The sequence below is a fragment of the Komagataeibacter oboediens genome, from assembly GCF_018491655.1.
Taxonomy (GTDB): Bacteria; Pseudomonadota; Alphaproteobacteria; order Acetobacterales; family Acetobacteraceae; genus Komagataeibacter; species Komagataeibacter oboediens.
On sequence record NZ_JABLUU010000004.1, the window covers coordinates 209,620 to 215,858 of the forward strand.

Consider the following 6,239-nt stretch of genomic DNA (forward strand, 5'->3'; position numbering starts at 1 on the left):
GTGTTCCGATCAGGCCTTTTCGGTGGGCTGGCTGGCCAGGGGCGGGATGAACAGCGGTGCCGTATCCCACGGGAACAGGATCCATGTGTCCTGCGGAACCTCGACCACGAACATGTCGGTAACCGGCAGCCCTGCCGGCTTGGCATACAGGCAGGCGAAGAATGCCTTGGGCAGCATCTTGCGCACCAGCTGGGCCGTGACGCCGGAATCCACCAGGTCATCAATGATCAGGAATCCCTCGCCATCGCCCGCCGCGTCGGCCGTCTTGACCACGTTGGATTCGCCCATCTTTTCCTCGTCGTAGGTCACGACGGAAATGGTGTCGATCAGGCGGCAGTCCAGTTCACGGGCGATGATCGCGGCAGGGATCATGCCGCCACGCGTGATGGCCACGATTCCCTTGAAGGGGCCACGGGCCATCAGCGAGCTGGCCAGTTGGCGGGCATCGCGGTGCAGCTGGTCCCATGTTACGGTTGCGTAGCTTGTAGCCATCAGAAAAGTTTTCCTCCATCGGGAACACGGCCGTCGGGTCGGATCAGGACGGCCTCTCCATTGCTGTCGGGCATGCCCAGTGTCAGCACTTCGCTGCGCAGCGAACCAACCTGCCGCGGGGGCACGTTGATGACCGCGCAGATCTGGCGACCGATCAGCCGGGCGGGGACATAGCGGTGGTTGACCTGCACGACCGACGACCGGACCCCGATATGGGGACCGAAATCAATGGTCAGCCGGAAGGTATGCCGTGGCGTTTCGCGCACGGGGCGTGCATCCACGACCGTGCCGGCCCGGATATCAAGCCAGTCACGTGCGCCTGTTACGTCCCCTGCCGTGCCGGGCACGGCTGCATGCTCTACAGGGTCTGTCATGGAACAGCTTTTGCCCGTATCGGGGCTGATTTGCAAACACGTGAACGTACTTTTCAGGACGAAAGCGCAGGATATTTTTCGCGGCTGCTGTTAGGGTGACGGCATCATGCCTTCTGCTTCCGTCCCACCGCCGCCGCCTGTTGCCGAACACTCCATGAACACCGTGCCCCTGCACCGGCATCCGGGCCTGCCCGCGTTCCTTGCCGCCCGTACGGCATCGTCATTTTCCGCCTGCGTGCAGGCCGTGGCGGTGGGGTGGCAGATCTATGCCCTGACCCACAGTACGACGGCGCTGGCGCTGGTGGGGCTGGCGCAGTTCCTGCCCATGGCAGGACTGCTGCTGCCGGCGGGGCATGCGGCGGATCATTTCAACCGCCGCCTGATCGTGGTGACGTGCCAGTGCATCGAGGCACTGTCCGCCCTGTTCATGGCCATCGGGGCATTTGGCGGCTGGACCACGCCGTGGATGATCTATGCCATGGTCATGGTGTTTGGCGCGGCGCGCGCGTTCGAAATGCCATGCCAGCAGACCTTCCTGCCCTCCCTTGTGCCCGCGCATGTCTTTCCCCGTGCGGCGGCGGTGTCATCTTCCCTGTTCCAGGCGGCGGCGGTGACGGGACCATCGGTGGGGGGACTGCTGTACGGCGCGGGGGCGGGGGCGTGCTATCTTGTCTGCGCCCTTGGCTTTGCCTGTGCCTGCATGAGGACGCTGCGCATCCGTCTGGCTTACGTTCCCCGGCCACGGGTGCCGCTGTCGCTGGCCACGTTTGTCGAAGTCATGGATTTCATGCGCGCCCGGCCTGACATGCTGGGGGCCATCTCGCTGGATCTGTTTGCCGTGCTGCTGGGTGGGGCGACGGCCATGCTGCCGGTTTTCGCCAGTGACATCCTGCATGCGGGGCCGGTGGGGCTGGGGCTTTTGCGGGCGGCGCCAGCCGTTGGGGCGGTGGTCTGTTCCGTCGTGCTGGTGTGGCGGCCGCTCAACCGTCATGCCGGGGCACGCATGTTCCTGGCCGTGGCGGTGTTCGGCGTGGCCACGGTGGTCTTTGCCCTGTCGCGTTCCATGGCGGTGTCCATTGTGGCGCTGGCGGTTCTGGGGGCGGCGGATGTGGTCAGTGTGGTGGTGCGCGGCGCGCTGGTCCAGTTGCGCACGCCCGACAGCATGCGGGGCCGGGTTTCGGCGGTGAACATGCTGTTTATCGGGTCATCCAACCAGTTGGGGGAATTTGAAAGCGGGATGGTGGCCAGCATGATCGGGCCGGTTGGCTCGGTCGCGCTGGGCGGGATCGGCACACTGGCCATAACCATTGCGTGGATCCGGATGTTCCCCGGGCTGTGGCGTCTGGACCGGCTGGATGACATTACCCCGGAATAGATGATTGGTCAGTTCCCGTGCGCGGGGCGAACAGCCGGAACAGCGGGCCGGTCAGGGCGGTTGAGATCACCGCCAGTACCATGAGGGAGGCAAAGGCGAAATCCGACAGCATGCCCTGCGCGTGCAGGATGGTGGCGGCCACGATTTCCATCAGCCCCTTGCATTGCAGCAGCGCGCCCACGCCCAGCGCCTGCCGCCGCGTCAGTCCCGGCGCGGGCGGGAAGGCATAGACCGACCCGATCTTGGCCAGCACGGAAATGACCACCAGCAGTAGCGACGCGGTGACGGAGGGCCAGGTCAGCGCATCGCCATTTATGTGCAGGCCGCTATGGCCAAAGAACATCGGCGCCAGCCAGATCAGCGAAAAGCGCCCGACCTGTTCCACCGGCAGGCGCGCAACCCACCGTGGCGGCATGAGCGCACCGGCAAAATACGCCCCGATCAGTTCATGCAGCCCAAGCTGCATGCTGGCCCATGACCCGGCGGCCAGATACACCGGCACCGCCGTCCAGATAACCGGCAGGGGCGGATTGCGCATGTTGCGCGTCGCCCAGTTGCTGATAACCGCCAGTGCCACCAGCAGGATGACCGCCACCCCTTCCAGCCCGGTCCACCCATGCAGCGCGGCCGGCCCGCGGGCGGCGAACTGCAGGATGACCAGTCCGATCCACAGTGCCGCGTCATCAACCACCGCCAGCTTGAGCGCAAGCTGCCCGATCGAGCGTTGCAGCGGCGGGAGTTCACGCACGATCCCGATCAGTACCGGCAGGGCACTGACCGCGATGCACAGGCCAATGGCCAGTGATCCGATCAGGCGGCCCACATGCGGCGGATGCCATCCATGCAGCGGCAGAAAAAAATAATAGACCAGGACGGACCCAATCACGAACGGTCCCCCCAGTGCCACCAGCGCGCCCCCCAGCAGGCGGCCGAGCGGCGGTGGGGGAATGGTATGGGCGGATGCATTGGCATCGGGCGGCTGCCACATTTCCAGTCCGGCGGTAAATGCCAGCACCAGCACGGCCAGCCAGCCAAGGTTGTTGCCGTAGACGGACGGAATGCCGATTGCCTGCACCGGCGCGTGCATGACGGCCAGCACGATCCCGAGCAGGATCGGCAGGACGACAATGGGAATGGCCCGATGCACCAGCCGCCATACACCCCATGGCAGAAGAACAAACAGGGCTGCATCAAGAACAAGTGCCGTAATGTTCGCCAATCTTGAACCTTTCTTATCGAGAACGCGAACAGGCTATATATAAAAATTTGGAATGAGAACTTTTATTTTTTGTAAGGTGCAGGAATATATGGTTTATTGATGCCGTGGGGAAGTATGCGTTCTCATGTGTGAATTTATGCCCATAAAAAAAGGCAGAAGTTCTTGTTCGCTGGTCTTGTGTCCCATTGTCATCCGGCACAAGAACAGGGAAACGTCGATACCGGGTGTCGGGTTCGGCGGGGGAGGGGGCCGGGGCATCACCTTGCCGGCATCGTGCGGGTGGGCGGTTTTTCCATTTCTGAAATGGAATAATATTTCATATCTGCATGGAAAATATAAATTATGAAAATGAATTGCTTTCCAAATATAATAGATAAGAAAAAACCATAATTTTATATTTTATATACAAATACAGAGAAAATTATTTGATGTCGGTCATGGTTGGTCACGCTTGCGTGCGTGACCCTCGAGCATAGTGAAGACGCCCCATCCATGGGCGGCTTCTGATTGAAGAGGACCCGCTTCACCATGCCCAAGAATGTCGTAAATCCCGAATTTCTTCCGATCCTGGAAAAAATGCCGTCGTTTGACGGCCTGTCCGCGCGGTCGCTGCCGGAAGTGCGCGAGATATTCATGACGGCGGTCAGGCTGATCGAGGGACGCCCCCTGCCGGATGTCGAAACGCAGGAAGAATACATTCCCGGCCCCGCAGGTGCACCGGATGTACGTGTGCTGATCTATCGTCCCCGCGTCAGGCGCCCCAACGCCCCGGCCATGGTCTATATCCATGGCGGCGGACTGGTTTCGGGCCATCCGGAGGTCGATGACCCCAAGTGTCAGGTGCTGGCCAGCAAGATGGGATTTGTCATTGTCTCGGTCGATTACCGTCTGGCGCCGGAAGTCAAATATCCCGGCGCGATCGAGGACTGTTATGCTGCCCTGAAGTGGGTGCATGAAAACGCGGCCGGACTGGGCATCAACCGTGACAAGGTTGTCGTTGCGGGCGAAAGTGCCGGTGGCGGACTGAGTGCCGCACTGGCGCTGATGGCGCGCGACCGCAAGGAATACAGGCTGGCCTATCAGTTGCTGATCTATCCCATGCTGGACGACCGTACGGCCACCAAGGTCGATCCCGCGCCTGATTTTGGTGAATATGTCTGGACCCGTTCGGCCAATAAATATGCATGGGAAGCGTATCTGGGGGCTGCGGCAGGGGGCGATGACACGCCGGCGTATGCTTCTGCCGCGCGGGCCAAGGACCTGTCCGGGCTGCCGCCAACCTTTGTGGGCGTCGGGTCGATGGACCTGTTCCTGTGTGAAGACCTGGACTACAGCCGCCGCCTGATGGCCGCGGGCGTGCCGACCGAGGTGATGGTCGTGCCGGGGGCCTATCATGTATTCGACATGTTCGTGCCGGATGCGGAACTGTCACGCAGGTTCATGGATGCGTACTGCGCGGGCCTGAAGCGTACGCTGGGTCTGTAATATCAATCCTTTTGCCGGTCATGATGGTGCTGTCATGGCCGGGAAAGGGGATATCCCGCTTCCTTTATCCGGAAACGGATCATCTCGCATGAACACCCGAAGCGCTATACCGGAACATCCTCGTATGCGCGCAGGAACCCCTCGATATCATCGCTCATCAATAACGGCATCCGGGCACGGATGACCGCCTCGGGCCAATCCCACCATGCCAGTGCCAGCATTCGCCTGATGATCTCGTCGGGGAAGCGGTATCTGATGACCCGGGCCGGATTGCCGCCCACGATGGCGTAAGGCGGCACGTCTCTGGTCACCACCGCCGCCGTGGCGATGATCGCGCCAGACCCGATTGTCACGCCCGACATGATATTGGCCCGTGCGCCGATCCACACGTCATGGCCGATGACGATATCCCCCTTTGTGGAATGGTCATCAGTCGCGTCAGCCGCTTCTGGCCAGAAATTGCACTGGTTCTTGAACGGGTAGGTGGTGATCGTATCCGGGCGGTGGTTGCCCAGGATCATCAGCACCTCGCGGGCGATGGAGCAGTATTTCCCGATCTTCAGGCCAGCATATTCGGCTTCTATGATGATGGGAGAGCCCTTGGCACCATACGTATGGTCCCCGATTTCCCAGCCCCATTCCTCGATCTCATGAGCCAGTGTGTAGCGTAACAGCAGCGAAAAGGCGTTCTTGCCATAATACATGGAGGGTGTGGTCTCCCGTCATGGTTCAGGTTGTGCCACTCTCGATATGCGATTTTGCACATTGATCACAGGAATTAACTTCGTTGCCATAGTGGATCGTCGTTTGGGGAGAAGGACAGACGCGCCGTGTCAGGCAGCTTTGCTATCGCCATCCGGCAGAGCCGGAAAAGGTCGGATCTGTGCGATGGCAGGCGAGGAGGTAGGCTTAGTTCAATAAATTAATAGGTCCTGAGTCTAAGCCTTTTCTGGATCATGCGGAGTATTCGTAGAGTTCGAGACTAACCTCCGCAAAGAACGCCGTATGGAAGGCATCACGGCGGCCAGGGAGTGTAGCGTCTATAAGGCGCGCAGGCCGTCCTTCGACCGCGACCAGATCCATGCCATGAATGCGGAGGGGATCAGCCCGACCGAGATTGCCCGGCGGCAGGAATTGGTCGCACGTCTGTCTATCGGTGTCTGATGAAAGTGGTTGGCTGATTAGGCTCAGGACTCATAGCCAGAACATGACGGTTGCGGCGAGGCAGATCGCCGAGAAGAATATGGTGGGGCATCTGTCATAGCGTGTCGCGACCCGTCTCCAGTCCTTGAGT

7 protein-coding genes and 1 pseudogene are annotated in these 6,239 nt (G+C 60.9%); 3 read left to right on the top strand and 5 right to left on the bottom strand.

All coding sequences use genetic code 11. From position 1 onward, the window contains the following. Positions 1-9: 9 nt before the first annotated feature. Together gpt and HNO79_RS05820 are read right to left on the bottom strand one after the other, a co-directional pair. A complete protein-coding gene (gene gpt / locus HNO79_RS05815) occupies positions 10-492 on the bottom strand; it encodes a xanthine phosphoribosyltransferase (protein ID WP_010512982.1) in 483 nt (160 codons plus the stop codon). Beyond that, the gene (locus HNO79_RS05820; RefSeq protein ID WP_048855550.1) at positions 492-866 is read right to left on the bottom strand and encodes a tRNA-binding protein; all 375 of its coding nucleotides are present in this window, start codon (positions 864-866) and stop codon (positions 492-494) included. Before HNO79_RS05820 ends, gpt begins: the two co-directional genes overlap by 1 nt. A gap of 106 nt (positions 867-972) precedes the next feature. Between HNO79_RS05820 and HNO79_RS05825 the strand changes: the two genes are divergently transcribed. Beyond that, entirely contained in the window at positions 973-2,241 is a 1,269-nt protein-coding gene (locus tag HNO79_RS05825; protein WP_214165903.1) for an MFS transporter, read from the top strand. On the opposite strand, the gene HNO79_RS05830 is transcribed toward HNO79_RS05825, so the two are convergent. Continuing rightward, the gene (locus HNO79_RS05830; protein ID WP_010512986.1) at positions 2,228-3,460 is read right to left on the bottom strand and encodes a cation:proton antiporter; all 1,233 of its coding nucleotides are present in this window, start codon (positions 3,458-3,460) and stop codon (positions 2,228-2,230) included. The two genes, HNO79_RS05825 and HNO79_RS05830, sit on opposite strands and share 14 nt — an antisense overlap. 528 nt (positions 3,461-3,988) lie before the next feature. Here HNO79_RS05830 and HNO79_RS05835 point away from each other — a divergent pair. After that, positions 3,989-4,945, top strand: coding sequence for an alpha/beta hydrolase (locus HNO79_RS05835; protein WP_048855527.1), 957 nt, complete (start codon positions 3,989-3,991; stop codon positions 4,943-4,945). Between the two features lie 104 nt (positions 4,946-5,049). Here HNO79_RS05835 and HNO79_RS05840 read toward each other — a convergent pair whose 3' ends face one another. Then, positions 5,050-5,649: a CatB-related O-acetyltransferase gene (locus HNO79_RS05840; protein ID WP_200409530.1), complete on the bottom strand. Its 600-nt coding sequence runs from the start codon at positions 5,647-5,649 to the stop codon at positions 5,050-5,052. Positions 5,650-5,950: 301 nt separating this feature from the next. Here HNO79_RS05840 and HNO79_RS05845 point away from each other — a divergent pair, with 301 nt between their 5' ends. Next, positions 5,951-6,109, top strand: a complete 159-nt coding sequence (locus HNO79_RS05845) for a hypothetical protein (protein WP_244987438.1) — start codon at positions 5,951-5,953, stop codon at positions 6,107-6,109. A gap of 30 nt (positions 6,110-6,139) precedes the next feature. Here the strand turns inward: HNO79_RS05845 and HNO79_RS05850 are convergent. Next, a pseudogene (locus HNO79_RS05850) lies at positions 6,140-6,239 on the bottom strand (IS5/IS1182 family transposase); the annotation flags it as partial.